We start from the raw sequence: 20,965 nt of genomic DNA on the forward strand, positions 1-20,965 counted from the left end.
GGAAGCTGGTCACGGAAGAACTCCAACGCAAGGGTCGCCGCAGGCGTTGGCTGATCGATTATCCGCGCGGTATTCCGGTGCTGATATTCGTTCTCGTGACGGCGATAACAGTCCTAAGCGTGTTCTCTATTGAACGCGGTGAGGTCGAACGCGATGCGGCTGACGTATCGCGCAAGGCGCAGGCGATGACGTCGGCAATCGAGCGCCGTGCCTACACCAGCTCTGCATATTTACGCGCAGGAGCGGCGTTGTTTTCCACACAGGCTGACGTGACCCCCGCGGTATTCCGCCGGTTTGTTTCCGAACTCAGGCTGGATTCCAATTACCGGGGTGCGGAAGGCATCGGATGGGCCCCCGTAGTCGCAGCCAATCAGTTGCGGTCTTTCGAAGGACGGCTGAACGCCGAGCGTATCAGCGACAAGATGGTCAGGCCGACCCTGCAAGAGCAGCCTCGCGAAATCCTCACGCCGATCCTCTATATGCAGCCCGATACGGCGCGTAATCGCAGGGCGTTGGGATACGACATGTATTCGCAACCCGTACGCCGTACTGCGATGGATCTGGCAGCTGCCAATGATCGTCCCACGGCCAGCGGACCCGTCGTGCTGGTGCAGGAAGGCGGGGGCGATGCAGCCGGCTTTCTTATCTACATGCCGGTCTTCGAAGGTCTGAGCATGGCGCGTAACCTCAAGGGCTTTATTTTCAGCCCATTCAATGCATCGCAATTCCTGGGATCGGCCGCAAATCTGGTCAGCTACGAATCTGTCGGTGCCCGGTTGAGGGATGGGGAGGCCCAAGGTGAGCCGATACTTGCGCAGAGCGATGGGTGGATCGATGGCCGCTCCGCTGTGACGCGCGAAGTCAGCCTGGCCAACCGGCGCATGTTGCTCGAGGTGCAGTCGACACGCGTTGAAGGCCTTTCTTCGATGTCGATGATCACCTTGCTGTTCGGTCTTGCCGTTGCCAGCCTGTTAATGCTGGTATCCCGCCTTCTGACACAGCAGACCCTGGAAGACCGCCGGGCGATCATCTGGTTCGAAGAGCAGAACTCCATTCGGAACTCGCTGACCCGCGAACTCAACCACAGGGTCAAGAACACACTCGCCAACGTCCTTTCGATCGTCTCTTTGACGAGGCGTCGTTCGGGAAGTCTCGATGAGTTTGCCGAAGGTCTCGATGGCCGGATCAGGGCTCTGTCGGCCACTCATGATCTTCTGACGCAATCGGAGTGGGGCACTACCCCGATCCGTTCTGTCGTCGATGTGGAACTTGCGCCCTATGCCCGCGACGAAGAGCAGAAGCTGGAACTGGTGGGCCCGCACACCGAGCTTGCTCCAAACGATGCTCTTTCTCTCGGGTTGGCTATTCACGAGTTGGCGACCAATGCGGCAAAGTATGGGTCGCTTAGCGTACCGGGCGGCTGCGTGACCGTGCGCTGGAGCCAGATGAACGAAACGCTGGCCAAGATTGAATGGGTGGAAAGTGGCGGCCCTTCCGTGTTGAAACCCATGCGCCGCGGCTTTGGGACCGACCTTATCGAGAAGATCGTGGCGCACGAACTGAGGCATCCGGTTGAGCTCGATTTCGCTCCGGAAGGCGTACGCTGCACCTTGCTGGTGCCAGTGCGCAAGCCGAGTGAGTTCGAATTGCGGAAGAAGGGTCCTAGCGGTCGCGGCCGCGGTCACTAAAAAAAGATATTAAAAAACCCGGGCCGAAGCCCGGGTTTCTCATTTCATAATGTTCCCGATCGGGTCAGCCGAGCGGGCGGCTCGATCCGAAGAACAGTGCTTGGCTTATGGCAGCCCGTACGGTCTGTTCCTGGAACGGCTTGGTCACGAGATACGTCGGTTCCGGACGGTCTCCGGTCAGGAGGCGTTCGGGATAGGCTGTGATGAAGATCACGGGAACGCTGCTGATCGCAAGGATATCGTCGACTGCGTCGAGACCCGACGAGCCGTCCGCCAACTGAATGTCGGCAAGGACGAGACCTGGTGTCTTTTCCGCTACAACTTCCTGCGCCTGCGTACGCGTTGCGGCAGTGCCACAGACTTCGTGGCCAAGTGAGGTCACGAGATCTTCCAATTGCATCGAGATCAGGGGTTCGTCTTCGATGATCAGAACGCTGGTCGCAGATTCCTTGTCGATCTCCGAGATGGCTTCCTGCGCCAGCTGCTCGATATCCTCGGGCGACATGTCCATGATTTCACCGGCCTGGTCGGACGAGAAATCTTCGAGTGTCGTCAGAAGCAACGCCTGGCGATTGAGCGGCGTGACCGACTTGAGCCGGTGCTGGGCCGCATCTTCGTGCCCTTCGCCACCAACGGTTTCAGGCACATCAAGGTAGGCGCTCGACCAGACCTTGTTGAATGCGCGATAGAGGGGCACGCGGCCACCTTCGAGCGATTGTTTGAGTTCACTGTCGGCCAATGCGGCTTCGAGTGTGGCACGGACGAACGCGTCTCCCGTGGCCTGTGAGCCGGTCAATGCGCGCGCATAGCGGCGCAGATACGGCAAGTTACGAGCAATCTGATCACCTAGTGACATTTAGACCCCTTCCTTAAGGTGCGCGCTTCTAACGTCCCGAAACCGCTTAGGTTCCGAGCTGCGGGGTCGCAACCCGCGGTTTGACAAGCGCGCTTTTCCCAGCGCATGCGCACGCCGAAATATCGTTAAACGGGGAAACGATTGTCTTGCACGAAGTAACCGATCCCATTCCGTGTGCTGCATGCCCATTGCAGTCCTGTCCGGGGCTGCGGCCGCTGGACGAAACGCAGCTTTCCTACATGCAGGAATTCAAGGCCGGCGAGATTAGGCTCGATCGGGGCGACGTGCTGATCGACGAAGGGGCTTCTTACGATCGCCTGTACACGCTTCTCGAAGGGGTGCTGATCCGATCGCAATCGCTCGAGGACGGGCGGCGTCAGATACTGAACTTCATGTTTCCAGGGGATCTGATCGGTCTTCAAGGAGCATTCGACGAGCCGTCGAGCCACACCATCGAAGCGCTGATCGACGCCCGCCTGTGTCGGTTCAAGCGTGGCGACTTCGCAGGTTTCGTTTCGAAGAATCCTGGTCTGGCATACGACATCACGTGGCTGGCCGCGAAGGAGGAAACCGCTCTTGAGGGGCATATTCTGTCGCTTGGGCAACGCAACGCACGCGAACGCGTCACTTACCTTGCGGTTTGGCTTATCGATCGGGCGCAATCCACGTGCCTGGCAGATGAAAGCAACGTTCTCGCGTTGTCGATTACGCAGTCGCAAATTGCGGATATGCTTGGTCTATCTCTTGTTCATACCAACCGAACACTGCGCCAGTTGCAGCGCGAAGGGCTGGTGGAATGGAAATCCCGAAAAATCCATGTGCCTGATTTAGCGAAGGCGGCTGATTTCGCACAGTTCGATCGCTCTCGTGAAAAGAGCAGGCCGTTCTTATGACTGGCATTTTCGGTAGCTAAAAAAATTCGTTGCGACCGGGAACTCTACTTGAGAAGGCGCGTATTCCCTATGTCACCGCCGAGACCCCCCCTCCCGTCCAAGCGGCTGGTGATACGATCCCGAAAGGCCCCCGTTGAAATCAACGGGGGCCTTTTTTTAATTCTAAGTCAATTATCGTGATCCGTCGGGGATTTTGCGGCAATTGAACGGCACGATCTTCCTTTGATAAAAGTTACCCGAGCATTCCTGCGCTAGTAGACGCGCCCCCTAAGCTTGTGCCAAGGCAAATAACCCATGTGGCAGCTATACCAATTTCCTCTTTGTCCCTTCAGCCGCAAACTGCGCTTGCTGATGGGCGAAAAGAACGTTGCATACGAACTGGTTCGGGAAAACCCATGGGAAGGGCGAGACGAATTCTGGCACCTCAACCCTGCCGGGCGCACACCTGTTCTGCATGATGCGGGGCGGGGTACCGCGCTATCGGATAGTCAGGCCATCTGCGAATATCTGGAAGAAACGGTAGATCGTAATCCGATGATCAACGGGTCGGCTCTGCAGCGTGCGGAAATTCGCAGGCTGGTCGCGTTGTTCGATGATAATTTTTACGCCGATGTGACCGAACCCGCTCTTCACGAAAAGATGAAGAAACGCATAGTCTTGCGCCAATCCCCAGATGCGCAGGTTTTGCGCCAGCTCGGCCGAATGCTACACGGGCATCTTGATTACATAGATTGGCTGGTCGACACGCGGCAGTGGCTTGCAGGGCCTCAGCTAAGTCTGGCCGATCTGACATGCGCCGCGCATCTTTCGGTCGTCGAATATCTGGGCGCGATCGACTGGAAAGGACACGAGCAGACCCAGGGCTGGTATATGGTCGTGAAAAGCCGTCCCAGCTTCAGGCCGCTGCTAAGTGAAAAGATGGAAGGCATACCGCCGCCTCGCGAATACGCTTCGCTGGATTTATAGGACGGGGGCGACTCGGCCGTCGGGGCTGACGCCGAGCAGAGCGGCTACTTTTGGCAGACCGGGCAGAACCACGTACTTCGCCCACCCTGTACGATACGCCGGATCGTGCCCCCATCTTCATGATGGCAGACTTGCCTCTCTCGCCCGTAAACATGAAAGCGCGTGGCAAAATAGCCTAGATTGCCATCGGGTTGCGCAAAATCGCGTAAGGTCGAGCCGCCGTCGCGGATTGAGCGTTCCAGCACATCCTTGATCGCCGGCACAAGACGGCGCAATTGCGGCATGGTGACCTTGTCCCCCGCTTTGCGGGGGTTGATCCCTGCCTGCCATAAAGCTTCGCAAACATAGATATTACCGAGTCCTGCGACGACACGCTGGTCGAGTAGAAGCAGCTTAATGGCCTGTTTGCGTCCGCGCGTGGCTTCCCGCAGATGCTCGGGTGTAAGCATTTCACCCAGCGGTTCAGGTCCGAGCGCGGCAAAAGGTGGCCACAGGTCGAGCTCTGGCGCCAGCAGGAGGTCAACCGAACCGAACCGGCGGGGGTCGTTGAGGGCAAACACGTGATCGCGCGTCGCCAGAACGAGGTGGTCATGCTTGTCGGCTTCTTCGGGATCGATCCGCCAGCGACCGCTCATGCCGAGGTGAAACACCAGCGTTTGGTCGCGATCGGTGTGGAGCAAGCCGTATTTGGCCCGCCGCGAGAGGCCAGAAATCGTCGCTCCTGTCATCGCCTGAACGAGTCCGGGAGGGAAGGGGCGGCGCATATCGGGCCGGTTCACCCGGACACTGACGATCTGTTCGCCATCTAGAAAACGGGCGAGCCCACGCACTGTGGTTTCGACTTCGGGTAGCTCCGGCATGTCGTGCGCTCTAACACTCTTTGCCCGGCACACAATTACCCCTAAGGCACCCAGCCATGAATGATACCGTTTCCTTCGGCTACGAAGACATCGATGCGTCCGAAAAAACCGGCCGCGTAGGCGAAGTCTTTTCGAACGTCGCCTCAAAATACGACATCATGAACGATGCAATGTCAGGCGGCATGCACCGTCTATGGAAGAACCGCTTCGTTGCTCGTGTGAAGCCTCAGCATGGCGAAACGATACTCGACATGGCTGGGGGGACTGGCGACATCGCTTTCCGCATGGCGGACCATGGCGCCAGCGTCACGGTGTCGGACATCAACCAGGATATGCTCGATGTCGGCCTTGAACGTGCCGTGGAGCGCGGGATCGACGGTCTGGTGTGGAGCCGCCAGAATGCCGAAGAGCTGAGCTTTTCCAATCGCATCTTCGATGCCTACACTATCGCGTTCGGTATCCGGAACGTGACGCATATCGAAAAGGCTCTGAGCGAGGCGCATCGTGTGCTGAAATATGGCGGGCGGTTCTACTGTCTCGAATTTTCCAGCGTTGAATGGCCGGGCTTCAAAGAAGCCTACGATCTTTATTCGCACAGGCTGGTGCCACAGATCGGCAAGGCCATTGCTGGCGACGAGGATAGCTATCGTTATCTGATCGAATCTATCCGGCGCTTTCCGAACATGGCCGATTTCGAACGTATGATTCGCTCTGCAGGTTTCGAAAACACTCGCGTGGAACCGATCATGGGCGGCTTGGTCGCCATCCATTCGGGATGGAAAGTCTGACCTGGTGACGCGACCAGCAACGCATATCTGGCGGCTCTTCAAGTGGGGCATCACCCTTGCGCGACACCGTGCGTTGGTAGGGATCGAACACGATCCCAACGCACCGGGTCCCGTGCGCCGCATGGCGAAGCTCGCCCGTTGGGTAGCTTTCACAGGCACCAGTGGGGAGCGCGATTACGCGGGGGCTTTCCGGGACATCGGGCCTGCCGCCATCAAGCTGGGCCAGACCCTTGCCACGCGGCCAGATCTTGTTGGCGAAGAGCCGGCGCGCAATTTGCTGAAATTGCAGGACGATCTGCCGCCAGTTCCCTTCGAAAAGATCAGGGCAAGCATCGAAGCCAGTTTCGAGCAACCGCTCGAAGCTCTCTGGTCGGAATTCGATCCGGTGCCGATCGGAGCGGCCTCCATCGCCCAGGTCCACCGCGCAACGACCACCGACGGCAGGCAGGTTGCCGTAAAGGTCCTGCGGCCCGGCGTTCGCGAACGGTTCGCGCGTGACATAGATACCTATGAATGGGCGGCAGCTCATCTGGAGAGTTTCGGTGTGGAAGCTGCCCGCCTTCGCCCCAGGCTCGTCATTGCCAACTTCAAGCGCTGGACCAATCGGGAACTCGATTTGCGGCGCGAAGCAGCCAGCGCTTCTGAACTCGCCGAGCATATGGTCGGGACCGAAGGATACGAAATTCCGGGTATCGACTGGGATCGTACCAATGGGCGTGTGATGACCGTCGACTGGATCGATGGCATTAAAATCAGCAATACCGAGGCGCTGAAGGCCGCGGGCCACGATACCGACGAAATAGCCAGCAGGCTTGTCCTCGCTTTCCTGAAGCAGGCCATTGCCGCCGGGTTCTTTCATGCCGACATGCACCAAGGGAATCTGTTCGTGAAAGCGGATGGGACCATCGCTGCCATTGATTTCGGCATCATGGGCCGGATCGATCGACGCGCGCGCATGTGGCTCGCGGAAATTCTCTATGGGCTGACCACGGGCAACTATCGCCGCGTTGCGGAGATTCACTTCGAGGCGCAGTATGTCCCAAGCTATCACAACGTGGACGAGTTCGCGACCGCGTTGAGGGCTGTTGGCGAGCCGATGCGCGGTAAACCGGTTAGTGAGCTTTCCGTTGGCCAGATGCTCGACGGGCTGTTCGCGATTACGCGCGATTTCGACATGCAGACGCAGCCACATCTTCTGCTCTTGCAAAAGACCATGGTGATGGTCGAAGGCATCGCCACGCAACTCAATCCCAAAATCAACATGTGGGATGTCAGCGCGCCATACGTTCGCAGTTGGATTCGCGATGAACTGGGTCCGGAAGCAGCCATTGCCGATCGCATCCGCGAAGACACCCAGACTTTGCTGCGCATCCCCGAACTCGTGCGCAGGATCGAGGATAGATTCCCGCCCAAGGGCGGCGCGCCGGAGCTACCGCCCCTGCCCGATGTCGAATTGATGTGGGAAAGACGGCGCCGCACCGAACCAGGTCGCGGCTGGATGGGCTATACGATAGCAGCGGTGGCAGGGGGTCTCGCAGTATGGGCAGCGATAATGCAGGGCTGGATCAACTAAAAGCGGCACCGTGGGATCGCTTCGCCGGCTGGGACAGGTGGCCCGCACGTATACTGCTGTTGGTCGTGGCAGCGCTTCTTGTTCTTGCCGCTATCGCACCTCTCAGCGCGACTTTGGATGGAAAGCCATCGGAAGTTCCATCGCTCATTGGCGATGGGGCGCCGAACGGGCAGACTGAATCCGAGCGGGACGAGGATCTTGCGTTCTACGACCGTGTGATCGAGCGGATCGGCCACGGCGAAAACTATTACGACTTCATCGTGGAAGAGCAACGCGCGCGCGATTACCCGGTGCGACCGGGTCTCGCCGTGCGTCTGCCGACGCTCGCCTGGATTCATGCCTCGCTGGGCGAGCCTGCAATGATCGCCCTTGCGGTCGCTCTACTCTTCGCATGCATCTGGGCGTGGTGGAAACGGTTGGGCGAGGAGCCTGGCGGTGCGCGCTTCCGCCTGCTCGGCACGGCGCTGATGGCAATGGGCGGTTCGCTCGGCCTCAATCGGTCTTTCTTCGTGCTGCATGAGCTTTGGGCGGGGATGCTGATCGCCTTGGCGTTCGGTCTTCATCGACCGGGGCGTTGGGGGGCGGCGCTCTTTGTCGCTGCGCTGGCGCTGGCATTGCGCGAACTGGTTTTGCCCTTCGTATTGTTGATGGCGGCGATGGCGGCGTGGCGCAAGGATTGGCGCGAAGCAACGGCTTGGATCATGATGGTTGCTGTATTCGCAGCGATCATGGCTTGGCATCTGTCGTTGATAGCTGTGCAGGAGGTGCCTTCCGATCCAGTAGGGCCGGACTGGCTTGTCCTGCGCGGCCTTTCCGGATGGCTCGGGAATATCGTTCTGAGTTCAAACCTGCGTTTGCTTCCACATGAACTGGCCAGTCCTGTAGTGATACTGATGGCGTTGGGTTGGGCCGGATGGAAATCGTCCGCTGGCACGACGGGTACCTTTTTGTATCTGGGCTATGGTCTCGCATTCATGCTCGCGGGCAGGGCAAACAACTTCTACTGGGGCGCAGTCGTCGCACCGGCGATGTTCATCGGCCTGGCTTTCCTGCCTATGGCGCTACCCTCACTGGTCCGTGCGGCGCGAGGGAAGGCATGAATTTGCCCGACCGTCCCCTCGCGGCTTTACCACGCTGGGGCGCAGCAGCGCTTCTGATTGCGACGGTCCTTGCGTGCGTATGGAACGTGCGCGCGCTGGAAGCGCGCAATTCTGTGCATGAGGCAGATATAGAGCATAGGCTCGCGCTTGGAGAGCGGGTCGATATGGACCTCTATCGCGCTATCGATGCTCGGGTCGCGGCGGGGGAGAATTATTACGAAGCGGCGGCTAAAGAACACCGTGAGTTCGGCATGCCGACCAGCCCTTTCGTTACGATAAGAACTCCTGTCTTGGCTTGGACAAGTGCGCTGTGGGGTAGCGACGGGTGGCGTGCAATCGCAGCATTTATGTGGGGTGCCAACGTTCTTGCCTGGTATGCGGCTTTGCGCGGCAGGGGCCGCGTGGAAGCAGCTGTCGGCGCCGGATTGGCAGCATTGTTCGGAATGGTCGCATTCATCCCGGACATCCCTTTCAGTCACGAACTCCTTGCTGGCCTGATGTTATCGCTCGCACTTGCCCTATCGGTGGGCCGTTTGTGGACCGGCAGTCTAATCCTGGCAGCATGCGCCATTGCGCTGCGCGAACTGGCGTTGCCGTTTCTCCTTGCGTGGGGCAGCGCTGGATTCCTGGCTGGCGAACGCGCGAAAGTCCTCTCTATCTGCGGAACGCTGATGATAATTGCCTTGGGCCTTGCGCTTCATGCGTTCGCTGTTGCCGGTGTACGTGAACCCGGGGACCTGACCTCTCCGGGATGGAGCGGAATGGTCGGGCCGGCGCTCGCTTTGTACGGCATACATGTCACAACATTGCTGCAAACATTACCAGTCTGGCTGGCAGGTCCGCTCGGTGTGCTGCCGCTGCTGGGCTGGTTGGCCGTAGGCGGAAGGCTGGGGGTTTTCGCCAGCGCCTGGTTTGCCGGTTTCATCGCTGCCATTGCCATCTTTGCGCGGCAGGAAAACTTTTACTGGATGGGACTTTTCGTCCCCGCATACGGGGTAGGCCTGGCCTTCGCGCCGCGTGCAGTGACCGATCTATTTCTTGCCATCAGGTCCGCGTCGCGGCCACCCCCACGCACGCATAGCGATTATGATGACAATGCAGTGAAGCGCCTCGACGCTCATCGGGACCATCCAACCTTGGTAGGGTCCCTCAACGACCAGATTGATTATGCGCCCAATCAGAGCGATGCCGAACAGTCCGAGAGCAGGTAATAGGACATCGCCCCGCCGCTTCCAGCCACCCCATGCAAGTGACAGTGCCGTCACGTAGAAGAATGCGGTCATATCGCCCCTGAGGGTGGATTCTCCATGCATCGAGACGATGGCAAGGCCGAAATCGGCGCCCGAACTGCCAGGGTCGATCAGAAACCCGGTACCAATCACCAGATCGAGTATTGCCAGTGCAAGCAGGATCGCGCTCAGGATGACATGCATGAAGACCTCCCCGTTTCCTCTTTTTTCACCATGTGACGTTAGGGTGAATATTGAAAAACGCCAGTGCTGAACGCTGGCATTGATGTACGGGGGGCGCTAGCAAGCGCATCAATGGCTTTATGGGAATGCATTCGCCGGTTCGAGTGGCAACGCACGGACATGATGCAAGCGCAGGAACGCCTCGTATGAGCGGGCCGCGAATCCTGCTCGTCATCGGTGGCGGCATTGCAGCTTACAAAGCCTGCGAGCTCGTCCGCCTGATTCGCAAGGCTGGCGGCTCCGTCACCTGTGTATTGACGCAAGGCGGCCAGCAGTTCGTTACGCCCATGGCGCTGGCCGCTCTTAGTGAGAGCAAGGTTTATACATCGCTTTTCGACCTCAAAGACGAGGTTGAAATGGGTCATATCCAACTCAGTCGCGAAGCCGATCTCGTGGTCGTTTGCCCGGCCACAGCGGACCTGCTTGCCAAGATGGCGGCCGGCATTGCCGATGATCTTGCGACCACACTCATCCTCGCCACCGATAAACCGGTGCTTGCCGTTCCGGCCATGAACGTGAAGATGTGGGAGCATTCGGCAACGCAGCGAAACGCAGATTGGTTACGCCAGGCCGGCGTTGCAGTTATGGATCCGGACGAGGGGCCAATGGCTTGCGGCGAATTCGGCCCCGGGCGCATGCCCGAGCCGCCCGCGATCCTTGCGCGCATCGGTCAGGAACTCGACCTCGATATAGAGGTGCCCGAACTGGCTGTATTCAAGCAAGCACAGCTTTCAGCTCCCGCGGTCAGGGAAGAAACCGAATACGATCTGGACGAACCGCTCGAGCCAGAGGACGAAGAGGAAGTCGTAAAAAGTGGCGGTGGCCTTGGGGGCCTCTTGTCTATGATAATTCCCCGTTCGACTATGCAGCGCAGCCATGACCAGATCGAAGCGGAATTGGACGATCTGCCCGAGCCCGACATGCTCGGAGCTGAAAGTCTTGGTGAAGTTAAAGAGCCGATCGCGGATGGCGGCCCGCTTCTGGCGAGCAAAGGGAAGGCATCTTCCGCACCACCGACTGATCCTGCTGCGCTCAATCACGAAATGGCACGGCAGGACATGCGTGCCATGCCGCAACCGGGCGTTGAGGAAGCACAGACGTCGGGTATTGCTTTCGAAGATTCGCCGCTTGCTGGTCAGGCAGAGTTCGACCCCGATCCCGACCACCGACCTCTGTTTGGTAAGCACGTTCTGGTGACTGCCGGTCCCACGCGCGAACCTATCGATCCGGTCCGTTACATTGCCAATCGGTCCAGCGGTAAACAGGGATTTGCCATCGCTGCAATGGCTGCCGCGGCCGGTGCGCGTGTCACGTTGGTCGCCGGCCCGGTACATTTGCCCACGCCGGTCGGGGTCGATCGCATCGACGTGGAAACTGCGGACGACATGGCAGAAGAAGTGCGCCGCGCACTTCCGGTAGATGTGGCTTTCATGGTGGCCGCAGTTGCCGACTGGAAAAGTCGGCATGTGGCAGGAGAAAAAATGAAAAAGCGCGGCTCTGCCCCGCCTGCGCTGATCCTAGCAGAAAACCCGGATATTCTGGCCAGCACAGCGGCCGGTCGTAAACGACCCGCACTTTTGATTGGGTTCGCCGCCGAAACAGAAAATGTAGTCGAAAACGCCAAGTCCAAGCGCAAACGCAAGGGCGCCGACTGGATTATCGCAAACAATGTTTCAGGTGCAGAAGGCGATAGCGTGATGGGCGGTGACCTTAATCAGGTGCACATAGTCACGTCTAACGGGGTCGAAAGCTTGCCGGAGATGCCGAAGGAGGATGTGGCGCGGGAGCTTGTGCGCCGCGCGGCAGCCGCACTTTTCCCCGTAGAGGACGACGCTGACTGACCCAAAGATTCTCAGGCCGTTGGCCTGCTATTCGGGCAGCAATCCCTTGCCCTCGAACCGGGCAACGGCATGGCGTACGACCTTGTCCAACGCCTCTTCGGAGAAGAAGCCGCCCGGAATCAGGCACCGCTCGATCAGGACACGGCGAAAGGCACCAAATGTTTCCATGTCGGGCGCGCTCGCTTCGCTCCAGAACCGGTCGATCCCATCCTGAAACGTGATATCGGGAATGTCGTAAACGGCATGTCCCAGGGCAATGACCGGGACTCCCTTGGCCAGCGCCAGCGTACCGCTCGTGCTGTTGATGGTGACCATCCCCTTCGCTCGCTCGGCCACCGGCACGATGTCGCCCCAAGCCATATAATCCACGCGGTCGGACACGCCGAGCAAGTCAGCGATCGAACTGGTCTCTTCAAGCCAGTCATACACCCCGTTATCCAGCGGATGTTCCTTGACTACGAGGCGCGCGTCCTCGGGTGCATGCTCGGCAAAGGATCTGATGACCAACATCAGTGCATCGGTCATGCTCGCAAACGGTGAATGCAGACGAATCTGGGCATCGGAAGCAAGCTGCAACGGAAACAGGAAGTACGGCTCCTCGGAAGTCAGCAATCTTTCCGTCAGCGCTACAGCCTCTTTGCGGCGATCTTTCCCGCGAGTGAGCTTGCGAGCCCATCCCATACCTTCGATAACGGGGTGCCAGGGGCGATGATTGGCCCAATGCGGGTAATACCAGCGGCTGAAAATGTCCGCGACGTTGAATAGAAGTCCTTCCGTGGCGCGACGGCGAAAGGAAGACGGTACCTGGCGATGTTCGGGGACAAGAGGCAACTCTGCAGCAAACTGCCGGTACCAAGCCGGATCGCGCGGCAGGGATGAATGCCCGTTCACACCACCAAGTTCTAGAGTGACCCAGTCCGGACGGATGTAACCTTCTTCAAACACGTGAACCGGAACGTCCAGTTCCCGGCATACCGCGGTGGCAACCAGATGGTGGGGGCGGCAATCGCCGAACAGGACAACGTCGGTGACCCCTTTCTCAGCGATGATGGTCCGTAGCGTATCTGGCCATTCGTCAAGCGACTTGCGATATTCGATACCACCGGGAAGGCGCCAGAATAGCCGGTCGCCACCGTTGAAATTGACCTTGAAGACTTTGTGGCCGGATTTGATGAGTTCTTGACCGAGGCGGCGAAATACCCGGCCCATCAAGCCTTGCAGCAAAAGCACCGTTCGCGGAGAATCCGGCTTTCGGTCCTCATCCGGTTCGCGCGCCGTCATTGGTTCGGGCTCATTGCCTGAGCCGCTTGCATGGTGGGCATCACCATTGAAATGTTTGAAATTCTGAACAACCACTACCGTCAATCCTTGCGCCCCTTCATAGGACACTTGGCGTGAAACGCGACGCTTATCGGACTTGTTATGAACATGAAGAGGCTAGAGTCTTGAAACTGACATCTCATGAATTGCGACTTGCGTTTCTTCGCCCTAGCCGGAAGGCATGAGTTTGACATGATGCATCTCGTGGTTTCTCTGTTAGTAATCGCACCTGTTGCACTGCTGGTCGATATTTTTGCGCGTCCAAGAAGCGTAACATCCCTTCGTTCTGTTCAAGGCTCCTTGCTGCTCGTCCAAATTGCTTTGTTCATCTTCGGCGTTCTGCTTTTTTTAAGCGGTAATGCTGTTTTAGCTGCAGTCCTCGTTCTGGCACTAAATCTTCTGTTCGTTGTCGCTTCCAACGCAAAGAACGACATGCTGGGCGAGCCATTGTTATTTTCCGATCTGGCCTTGATCGGTGCGGTGTTCAGGCATCCGCAGTTCTATCTTTCTGCTTTGGAGCGATCTCAAAAACTACTCGGCCTTGTCGCTCTGGCCGTGCTCGTTGCGGCGTTCGGTTGGCTGTTCGAAGCAAATCTGGTCACTCGACTGATTGGCTTGGGTATCAGTCTGATTACCTTCATTCTCATGCGCATCTCTTTGGAGACGAAGACCTTTAAATCGCTGGCATCAGAGCCCGATGCGGAGGCAGATGTTGCCAAACTTGGGCTTGCGAGTACCTTGTTGTTGTATTGGATTCGGTGGCGAGGCGATGCCGAAAAGGGCACCTCGTCGGCAACGGACCCATACGATCCGGACTCGGCAGATGCCTCGGGATACTCATCCAACGCCGAACCCGAGATCATCATCGTGATCCAGTGCGAATCCTTCGCCGATCCGGTCGAACTGTTTGGAAAACGGGGTGTCGAACTGTCAAACCTCAAAGCTGCAAAGAAGGATGCGGTCCTTTGGGGGAACCTGTTGGTTAGCGGGTTCGGAGCTTATACCATGCGAACCGAATATGGGGTTCTATTCGGGCGCGAGGAAGATGAATTAGGCTTTCGCCGCTACGATCCGTATTTGACGGCATTGAAGGATGGCGCGCTGGCGCTTCCAAACAGATTGGGGGGCGATCGGTGGCGGAGCGTGTTCGTGCACCCTCATGACATGCGTTTCTACAGCCGCCACCGGATACTGCCCGAGGCTGGGTTTTCCCAATTGATCGATGACAGCGAGTTCGATCGGCCTTCATCTGGCGACGGTCGCTACATTTCGGATGCAGCGCTCGCGGCAAAAATACTGGAGGTTGCTCGGATCGCGACCAAGCGGACTTTCATTTACGCGGTGACGATCGAAAACCATGGTCCATGGTCCAGCGAGGGAGAGCCACTCGTCGCCCACTATAATCGGCTGGTTCAAGCCGGGGATTCCATGCTCGGCCAATTGCGCGACGGCATCGCTGCGCTGGGAAAGCCAGCGCTGCTGGCCTTTTTTGGAGATCACCGTCCGAGCATTCCGGAGGCAAGCATGCCGGGCGGCGATCGACATACCCCATATGCGGTTCTGCGCTTCGATGCCGCTGGAAGGGTCATTTCTGGTGGCAACCAACGCAAAGACCTCACGCCTGCGCAATTGCATCATGCGGTCCTGTCACTGAGCAACCAATGGCGGAAAAAGGGTTAGGCCAACTCAGGGTTTGAGCTTGGATAAAAGCCGATCGCGAAGGCGGGCGGGCAACAATGCGTCCACCATCCGCAGAGCCGAGAATTGCCAAGGCGTCACGTAATGGCGCTTACCCTGTCTGCCCGCTTCGATGATGCGCCGCGCGGCCTCTTCCACGCTTAATTCAATCGGCCGGCTTGATGAGGCATTGCGGGTGGAGGGGGTGTCGATGAACCCGGGGGCTGCTAGGGTCACGCTCACGCCGTACGGCTCGACGGCAATGCGCAACGCGTCCGTAAAGCGTGCCAATCCCGCCTTCGATCCGGAATAGCCCGCAGCAAATGGCAGAGAGTGATGACCCGCCGCGGAGCCGATCACCACTATCCGGCCATGACCGCGCTCGGCCATCCTTCCCGCGATGGCTGCCGCCATTGCAGCTGGCGTGGCAAAATTAATCTGGGCTGCGCGAAGGACCAGCTCGGGATTTTCGACCAGATCGCCCTTGGCGCGCGTATCGCCGATGCCAGCGACAAGATAGGCCAGATCGAATGGTGCGTCCTTGTCTTGGCTCAGCACGGAATCGATGGCCGCCTGTCCATCCGTGAGATCCAGGCAGAACGCCTGCGCTTCTGCCCCTGCGTTGCGGACCTTTTCGGCTATCAGGCCGAGTCTCGTCCGGTCACGTCCCCAAAGGCTAAGGTGTACCCCCGGCGCTGCATGCAGTGATGCGAGCGCTCCACCGAGCGCTCCCGAGGCGCCGGTGCACAAAATTCTGGTCACGGATGCATCTTTCGTCATTTCGTGACCCTTGTGCCACATTGGAGTATCCTCAAATCCTCAATTAGCTGCGTTTCACCGCTTGTTTGTTGACAATCGGGTGCCTTTTCTATCGGGATATTCGTGTGATGAAGGGTCCGACTACCAAAGAAAAGCGCCTCGTTCTTTTCGAGAATCCGTTTCTCGAGATGCTGACGCTCGCGTCCATTTGGCTGTTTGCAGCAGTCTGGATCGTCGTCCTGCCGCTTATCGCCTTCGTCGGCTGGGGCACGGTATCCGTTTCGACGGCCGTTGGCCTGAGCCTTGGCGGTCTGCTCGTGTGGAGCCTGTTCGAATATATCGCCCATCGACATCTGTTTCATTGGGAGCCGCAATGGCTTCCCGCGCGCCAGTTGGTCTTCGCGATCCACGGCAACCACCATGCCCAGCCGACCGATCATCTGCGCAATCTCATGCCGCCGATCGTCAGCCTTCCCGTCGCCGGGGTCATATGGGCGCTCAGCTACGCTCTGGCGGGGAATGCCGGCACCTGGTTCGTCTTCGGATTCCTGGTCGGCTACGTCCTGTACGATCTGACCCATTACGCCTGCCATCAATGGTCCATGCGCGGGCGCATCGGGAAAGTCATCAAGAAGCATCACATGCGTCATCACTTCATGGGTGAAGACGGCAACTTCGGTGTTACGACACCGCTGTGGGACCATGTGCTCGACACGCGAATTAGCTCCGCCGGTCGAGTTTCGGCCAAAGCCATGCGCGAGTTGCCCGTTCATTCCGCAGAATGATTCTTCGGTAGAAGCGCGGCGTCCTCGATCACCTTCGCGGCGATCTCCATATGCGAATCCCAGTCCGGCTCTTGCCAGGCGGCAACGCGCGTTAGTTGCGCACGTCGCATCGGGCCATTCTGGGTATGGTCCAGTACCGTCCGCTTCCAACCCGGCCCGTCGAGAGGATCCAGATAGTCGGGAGCATTTCCGCCGATTTCGCGATGGGCTTCGATATCGCTCGCGATGACCGGCGTGTTGACCGACAGGGCCTCGGCAATCGGCATGCCGAACCCTTCGGTAAAAGACGGCATCAGCAGCGCGCGGGCACCGCGGACGGCCGCAGCCAGGTCGCTGTCGCCGCAACCATTCACCTCCTCCAGCACCGGGCCGAGCGATGGGCAGCGTTCGAGCATGTCGACGATCTGCTCATTCTCCCACCCGCGGCGCCCGATCACTAGCAACCGCGGCACATCGTTCAAAGGCAGCGTTTCAGCCATTTTGCGCCACAGGTGAAGCAGCAGTAGATGGTTCTTGCGTGGTTCGATGGTGCCGAGACACACGAAATAGGGCTTCCCATCGGCATAAACGCGCGGTGCCGCTTTCGCGATTGGCTCTGTGCCAAGAAGCGCCACGTGGATCGGCGGCGGGATCCCGCCTTTGCTTTCGACCCATCTCGTTAAGGAAGCACCCGTAGCGGCCGAATTGACGATCACCGCATCAGCCAGCTCTGCCACCGTGCTCATCCGCTTTTCGTGAAGCGCCGATCCACCGGGCCGGGCATATTCCGGATACTCGATCGGTATCAGGTCATGCACCATGCAGACGAACCTGGCTTCTTCGCGTTGCAGGATGCGCCGCATCTTGGCGGCGTGCGTGAGGTGGTGCGGCGAAACTTGCACCAGAACGCCGGCGGACCCGATTCCCGCACGCCGCGGAAGCAGCTGTGCCATCCATGGGAGGACCGATGCGATAGTTCGCTGCCCTGAAGATCGATCGGTCGCTGTCCAGCGCCTGTCGAGTTCGTCCAGATAAGCGATGGCCGTTTCGCGAGGAATCCTCCCATAAAGGCCGGTCGGATGGACGGCGGCAAAAGCAAGCTTGGGCCCGTACAGGCGAAGCAGTCCACGCGCATAGGACATCTCTACGCGGTCAACGCCGGAAGGGCCGGAATGCCGCACACGCGAAATCAGCCGCGATATATCCAGAACAACACGGGTCATCGGTGAACCTTCTTCTGCCCGCGTGAGCGGTGGCGCGCCATGACGCGTCCTTGGAACCGGCGAACCGGTTCGATCCATCCAAGACGGTTGGGCATCTGTTGTTGACCCATGCGTTTCACGAGCACTTCGGGCGGGCACGGTATGCCTGTCACCGGGTCGAGATAACGGGGATAGAGCAGCAGCACACCAGCAACGAGCTCGTCCAGGGAGAGCATGCGCGACCTGCGCGGCGGCGTGGTCGCCATATCTCGTGTGAGCCCCCAACCCGCATAAAACGGGATGCCATGGCAGATGACTTCCCTGCCACGCAGCAGCGCTTCGAAACCGGAAAGCGAGGTAAGTACATGAACCGCGTCTACCGCATCGAGTAGGTCAACCATCGCTTCTTCACGCACGATGCGGTCGGCATATTGCAGGGCATCCGCATCCACGACCTCGCCATTGCGGTGGCCTGCATCGACATCGGGGTGAGGGCGCCACCAGATCTGTGCTTCGGGTTCTTCGGCGCGGACGCGGCGCAGCAGTTCGAGGTTGGATGTCAGCCCGCCGCCGCCGGCCAGCACCGACATGTCGTCTTCCACCTGTCCGGGTACCAGAACGATCCTTCCTTCGCGCGTCCCGATGACCTGCGCGGCCATTCGCTTCGCTGCTCGCGCATATTTGCTGATGCCCGTGTCCACGATCGTCTTCCGCAGCAGGCGCGCACGCTCGATCAGGTCGTGCGAGAATTCCTCATTCTGCAAAATCGTCTCGAGATCGCTCGGATGGCCGGGATCGAAATGGATACCACGCCGGTCCACAATCACGGACGATGGAGGCACCAGATTGCTGCCAAGGCCAACCGATCGCACGAAGCCATCCTCGACGCGCACGATCGGTACCCCTCGTTTTTCTGCATTTGCGAGGAGGGATTTTGAGATGCGCGATGGCCAGACAGCCAATGCGCCGCCACGCGCCTCGGCAACGGCCAGGGCGCCCGCTGAAGTGCGCGCTATTTTCAAAGGTTCGCCTGGCACCCAAAGGAACCGGCGGATTTCTTCGCGCTTCCACCAGCTGATCCCGCATGCCGCGACTATGGTCTGCCCCGCGGTGCCGCGATTGGCATCGATCACTCTGCGCCAGTCTGCCAGCAGTTCGATAGCCTTTGCCGGTTCGAGCCAGCCATCTGAAAACGGATCGCGCATCGGCTCTGCCAACGCCATCGCAGCCCTATTCTTCAGAGTCTCCTCATCGTCGCCCGGCTCGCCGTAACGGCCTGGCGATAAGACTTGAACGTGAATACCGGCGATGGTGGCCAGTGCGACCCATTCATCATCACCATGAGCAACCAATTTCCCCGTCTGCGACAGGACAGCCCAGGGATCGATATCTGCGCCGTAATCGAGCGCGGCGGTTCTCAGCGGGGATGCATGCGGGTGTCCGATGCAGATCGTCTTCTCTGCCCCGAAACGCGCGCGCAGTTCCGCTGCCTCGGACGCGGAACGAGGCCGGATGGCCATGTCGATAGCAAGTGGAGCGATTGGCTCACTCCAGTAAGATCCCCCGACACGCGCGTTGCTGACGGATCTGAACAAGGCCGTCCGCGTGTCGCCGGTCGGAGCATCCACCTCGGGCGGTGGTGAAAACATGTACATGGCATTCGCCAGGCCGGGGAAGGGGGGGGCACGCAGCAACCTGGACGCGGCAGGGGTGGGAAGGGGCGTCATGGGCGCACTCCCCAGGCTACGAGCTGTAATTGCCCCAAATCGCTGTAGCCAATGACGCCATAGCCGCCCGTCGGAAGTTTGAGGGAAGGTCGTGTGCTGGCTGCATCGCTAAGACCTTGCGCCGCCATCAATGCAAACCGCGCCGCACCATTGCTGGTCACGAGCAATGTCGCCTCGCCGGGATCGGCGTCTTCGAAAAGGTCGCGCCAAGCGGCAATTCGCCCTTCGCGATCAACGCTCCATCCCGTGGGCGGCACCGCGCCAGTTTCCCATGCTCTGAGTGCGTCCTCTCCAATTCTGGCAAGGACTACCTCTTCGGGCTGGTCCTCGTCCGGACCATGATCGATTTCACGCAGGAATGCGGCTGACTCTTGCTCGGGCGCATTCGCCTGCGTCGAGAGGATTTCGCCAGCCGTCTGCCGGGTCCGCTTGAGCGGAGAAACGAGTACGCGCGAAAACTGCCATCCCATGTCGGCGAAATGACTGCCCAGCGCCCGGGCCTGCTCGATGCCCTGCCCTGTTAGGGGCAGATCGGTGGGGGCCCCGATCCTGCGCGGCTGATCGCCGGTTTCAAATGTGTTGCCGTGGCGAACGATGACGAACATGTTGCTGGCTTCTAGCGCTTGCCGCCGGTGCCGCAACCATCCCGCTTACGCGGGGAAAGGGTCGCCCAGTTTTGCAATCGCTTCTTCCGCGAGGGCAAGGTCCGCTGCAGTGTCGATACCCGACAGCGCGTGCTCGGGCGGTGCAACGGGCACAGTCGCAATTTCCCAACCATGTTCGAGAAATCGCAATTGTTCGAGCCCTTCCAGGATCTCGTAAGTTCCGGGCGAATTTCCGACAAACCAGTCCAGCGCCTCGATCGTGTACGCATATAGACCCATGTGCTGCCAGACGGGCGATGTATCCATCTTGCGGAGATCTGCCTCGTTGCGCATTGCTGGCAGAATGGATTTGGAAAACCAGAGAGCATGACCCTCTGAATCCCTCACACAGGTAGTACCGCTGAAGGGAGCGGTCTGCTTATGTGCCCTCAGCCGATCGAGCCTAGCCCAGTCCAGTTGATATACCGGCGTCGCAACCGACGCGTTGCCTTCGCGTAATATCTTTACCAACGATGCAATCGTCTGCGGCGCAATGAAAGGAGCATCACCCTGCAGGCAAATCACGCGTTCCGGCTTACCCGATTTCAGCGCCGCGGCGTGTGCCCGGGCCGTTCCGGAATCCAGCGCTCCATCGGTCAGGACGGATCTCGCGTCCAGCGCATTGGCGTGTTCTGCAATTCGTTCATCGTCGGTCGCCACGACAAAATCGCAATTGCCGCAAAGGTCGGCGGCTTCGCGGGCATTGGCAATCACTCGCTCTAGCAGAGTGCGCCCGGCCAATGCCAACAACGGCTTACCGGGCAGCCGGGTTGATCCGTACCGCGCCGGTATGACTATGAGATCGCGGCTTTCCATCCTCATCCTTTCAGCCAGC

Annotated in this window: 19 protein-coding genes; 11 read left to right on the top strand and 8 right to left on the bottom strand. The window is 59.1% G+C overall.

Features of this window, described 5'->3' with window-relative positions; translation table 11 throughout:
• Window positions 1-77: 77 nt before the first annotated feature.
• Complete coding sequence (locus K3177_RS04675; protein ID WP_345725351.1) at window positions 78-1,688, top strand: CHASE domain-containing protein; 1,611 nt, start codon at window positions 78-80, stop codon at window positions 1,686-1,688.
• 64 nt (window positions 1,689-1,752) lie between these two features.
• On the opposite strand, the gene K3177_RS04680 is transcribed toward K3177_RS04675, so the two are convergent.
• On the bottom strand, window positions 1,753-2,544 hold the full coding sequence (locus K3177_RS04680; RefSeq protein ID WP_221597285.1) for a response regulator: 792 nt from the start codon (window positions 2,542-2,544) through the stop codon (window positions 1,753-1,755).
• 239 nt (window positions 2,545-2,783) lie between these two features.
• Between K3177_RS04680 and K3177_RS04685 the strand changes: the two genes are divergently transcribed.
• The gene (locus tag K3177_RS04685) at window positions 2,784-3,437 is read left to right on the top strand and encodes a Crp/Fnr family transcriptional regulator (RefSeq protein WP_221597288.1); all 654 of its coding nucleotides are present in this window, start codon (window positions 2,784-2,786) and stop codon (window positions 3,435-3,437) included.
• Window positions 3,438-3,731: 294 nt separating this feature from the next.
• A complete protein-coding gene (locus K3177_RS04690; RefSeq protein WP_103024504.1) occupies window positions 3,732-4,403 on the top strand; it encodes a glutathione S-transferase family protein in 672 nt (223 codons plus the stop codon).
• 44 nt (window positions 4,404-4,447) lie between these two features.
• On the opposite strand, the gene mutM is transcribed toward K3177_RS04690, so the two are convergent.
• Window positions 4,448-5,263 (bottom strand): bifunctional DNA-formamidopyrimidine glycosylase/DNA-(apurinic or apyrimidinic site) lyase, encoded by an 816-nt coding sequence (gene mutM, locus K3177_RS04695; RefSeq protein ID WP_221597290.1) that lies wholly within the window; start codon window positions 5,261-5,263, stop codon window positions 4,448-4,450.
• 56 nt (window positions 5,264-5,319) lie between these two features.
• Between mutM and K3177_RS04700 the strand changes: the two genes are divergently transcribed.
• The 6 genes from K3177_RS04700 (at window position 5,320) to K3177_RS04725 (ending at window position 12,037) form a co-directional block, all read left to right on the top strand.
• Window positions 5,320-6,051, top strand: coding sequence for a class I SAM-dependent methyltransferase (locus tag K3177_RS04700; protein WP_221597292.1), 732 nt, complete (start codon window positions 5,320-5,322; stop codon window positions 6,049-6,051).
• Window positions 6,052-6,055: 4 nt separating this feature from the next.
• Complete coding sequence (gene ubiB, locus K3177_RS04705; RefSeq protein ID WP_196847674.1) at window positions 6,056-7,624, top strand: 2-polyprenylphenol 6-hydroxylase; 1,569 nt, start codon at window positions 6,056-6,058, stop codon at window positions 7,622-7,624.
• Complete coding sequence (locus K3177_RS04710; RefSeq protein WP_247714220.1) at window positions 7,591-8,724, top strand: hypothetical protein; 1,134 nt, start codon at window positions 7,591-7,593, stop codon at window positions 8,722-8,724. The genes ubiB and K3177_RS04710 overlap by 34 nt, the downstream gene beginning before the upstream one ends.
• A complete protein-coding gene (locus tag K3177_RS04715; RefSeq protein ID WP_221597293.1) occupies window positions 8,721-9,935 on the top strand; it encodes a hypothetical protein in 1,215 nt (404 codons plus the stop codon). Before K3177_RS04710 ends, K3177_RS04715 begins: the two co-directional genes overlap by 4 nt.
• 96 nt (window positions 9,936-10,031) lie before the next feature.
• On the top strand, window positions 10,032-10,193 hold the full coding sequence (locus tag K3177_RS04720; RefSeq protein ID WP_221597295.1) for a hypothetical protein: 162 nt from the start codon (window positions 10,032-10,034) through the stop codon (window positions 10,191-10,193).
• Window positions 10,194-10,342: 149 nt separating this feature from the next.
• Window positions 10,343-12,037, top strand: a complete 1,695-nt coding sequence (locus tag K3177_RS04725; RefSeq protein ID WP_221597297.1) for a bifunctional phosphopantothenoylcysteine decarboxylase/phosphopantothenate synthase — start codon at window positions 10,343-10,345, stop codon at window positions 12,035-12,037.
• Window positions 12,038-12,064: 27 nt separating this feature from the next.
• Here the strand turns inward: K3177_RS04725 and K3177_RS04730 are convergent, their stop codons facing one another.
• Window positions 12,065-13,318: a capsule biosynthesis protein gene (locus K3177_RS04730; protein ID WP_221597299.1), complete on the bottom strand. Its 1,254-nt coding sequence runs from the start codon at window positions 13,316-13,318 to the stop codon at window positions 12,065-12,067.
• A gap of 231 nt (window positions 13,319-13,549) precedes the next feature.
• Between K3177_RS04730 and K3177_RS04735 the strand changes: the two genes are divergently transcribed.
• A complete protein-coding gene (locus K3177_RS04735; protein WP_247714221.1) occupies window positions 13,550-15,037 on the top strand; it encodes an LTA synthase family protein in 1,488 nt (495 codons plus the stop codon).
• Window positions 15,038-15,043: 6 nt separating this feature from the next.
• Here the strand turns inward: K3177_RS04735 and K3177_RS04740 are convergent, their stop codons facing one another.
• Window positions 15,044-15,796 (bottom strand): SDR family NAD(P)-dependent oxidoreductase, encoded by a 753-nt coding sequence (locus K3177_RS04740; protein WP_345725352.1) that lies wholly within the window; start codon window positions 15,794-15,796, stop codon window positions 15,044-15,046.
• A 125-nt stretch (window positions 15,797-15,921) separates the two neighbouring features.
• On the opposite strand from K3177_RS04740, the gene K3177_RS04745 reads away from it, so the two are divergent.
• Window positions 15,922-16,578 carry a sterol desaturase family protein gene (locus K3177_RS04745; protein ID WP_221597303.1) on the top strand — a complete coding sequence of 219 codons (657 nt, stop codon included), beginning with the start codon at window positions 15,922-15,924 and terminating at the stop codon, window positions 16,576-16,578.
• Here the strand turns inward: K3177_RS04745 and K3177_RS04750 are convergent.
• Genes K3177_RS04750 through K3177_RS04765 form a run of 4 tightly spaced genes read right to left on the bottom strand, consistent with a single transcriptional unit; the run spans window position 16,563 to window position 20,946 of the window.
• The gene (locus K3177_RS04750) at window positions 16,563-17,780 is read right to left on the bottom strand and encodes a glycosyltransferase family 4 protein (protein WP_221597304.1); all 1,218 of its coding nucleotides are present in this window, start codon (window positions 17,778-17,780) and stop codon (window positions 16,563-16,565) included. The two genes, K3177_RS04745 and K3177_RS04750, sit on opposite strands and share 16 nt — an antisense overlap.
• Entirely contained in the window at window positions 17,777-19,486 is a 1,710-nt protein-coding gene (locus K3177_RS04755) for a capsular polysaccharide export protein, LipB/KpsS family (RefSeq protein WP_221597306.1), read from the bottom strand. Before K3177_RS04755 ends, K3177_RS04750 begins: the two co-directional genes overlap by 4 nt.
• On the bottom strand, window positions 19,483-20,091 hold the full coding sequence (locus K3177_RS04760; RefSeq protein WP_221597308.1) for a histidine phosphatase family protein: 609 nt from the start codon (window positions 20,089-20,091) through the stop codon (window positions 19,483-19,485). The genes K3177_RS04755 and K3177_RS04760 overlap by 4 nt, the downstream gene beginning before the upstream one ends.
• Window positions 20,092-20,136: 45 nt before the next feature.
• Window positions 20,137-20,946, bottom strand: coding sequence for a 3-deoxy-manno-octulosonate cytidylyltransferase (locus K3177_RS04765; RefSeq protein ID WP_221597312.1), 810 nt, complete (start codon window positions 20,944-20,946; stop codon window positions 20,137-20,139).
• Window positions 20,947-20,965 lie beyond the last annotated feature (19 nt).

This window comes from Qipengyuania pacifica (genome assembly GCF_019711555.1).
Taxonomy (GTDB): domain Bacteria; phylum Pseudomonadota; class Alphaproteobacteria; order Sphingomonadales; family Sphingomonadaceae; genus Qipengyuania; species Qipengyuania pacifica.

Bases quoted from the DNA above. Each gene is read 5' to 3' on its own strand.
- K3177_RS04680 (WP_221597285.1), bottom strand. From the start codon at position 2,544: ATGTCACTAGGTGATCAGATTGCTCGTAACTTGCCGTATCTGCGCCGC.
- K3177_RS04685 (WP_221597288.1), top strand. From the start codon at position 2,784: ATGCAGGAATTCAAGGCCGGCGAGATTAGGCTCGATCGGGGCGACGTG.
- K3177_RS04690 (WP_103024504.1), top strand. From the start codon at position 3,732: ATGTGGCAGCTATACCAATTTCCTCTTTGTCCCTTCAGCCGCAAACTG.
- mutM (WP_221597290.1), bottom strand. From the start codon at position 5,263: ATGCCGGAGCTACCCGAAGTCGAAACCACAGTGCGTGGGCTCGCCCGT.
- K3177_RS04700 (WP_221597292.1), top strand. From the start codon at position 5,320: ATGAATGATACCGTTTCCTTCGGCTACGAAGACATCGATGCGTCCGAA.
- K3177_RS04710 (WP_247714220.1), top strand. From the start codon at position 7,591: ATGGGCAGCGATAATGCAGGGCTGGATCAACTAAAAGCGGCACCGTGG.
- K3177_RS04715 (WP_221597293.1), top strand. From the start codon at position 8,721: ATGAATTTGCCCGACCGTCCCCTCGCGGCTTTACCACGCTGGGGCGCA.
- K3177_RS04720 (WP_221597295.1), top strand. From the start codon at position 10,032: ATGCATCGAGACGATGGCAAGGCCGAAATCGGCGCCCGAACTGCCAGG.
- K3177_RS04725 (WP_221597297.1), top strand. From the start codon at position 10,343: ATGAGCGGGCCGCGAATCCTGCTCGTCATCGGTGGCGGCATTGCAGCT.
- K3177_RS04730 (WP_221597299.1), bottom strand. From the start codon at position 13,318: ATGACGGCGCGCGAACCGGATGAGGACCGAAAGCCGGATTCTCCGCGA.
- K3177_RS04735 (WP_247714221.1), top strand. From the start codon at position 13,550: ATGATGCATCTCGTGGTTTCTCTGTTAGTAATCGCACCTGTTGCACTG.
- K3177_RS04745 (WP_221597303.1), top strand. From the start codon at position 15,922: ATGAAGGGTCCGACTACCAAAGAAAAGCGCCTCGTTCTTTTCGAGAAT.
- K3177_RS04750 (WP_221597304.1), bottom strand. From the start codon at position 17,780: ATGACCCGTGTTGTTCTGGATATATCGCGGCTGATTTCGCGTGTGCGG.
- K3177_RS04755 (WP_221597306.1), bottom strand. From the start codon at position 19,486: ATGACGCCCCTTCCCACCCCTGCCGCGTCCAGGTTGCTGCGTGCCCCC.
- K3177_RS04760 (WP_221597308.1), bottom strand. From the start codon at position 20,091: ATGTTCGTCATCGTTCGCCACGGCAACACATTTGAAACCGGCGATCAG.
- K3177_RS04765 (WP_221597312.1), bottom strand. From the start codon at position 20,946: ATGGAAAGCCGCGATCTCATAGTCATACCGGCGCGGTACGGATCAACC.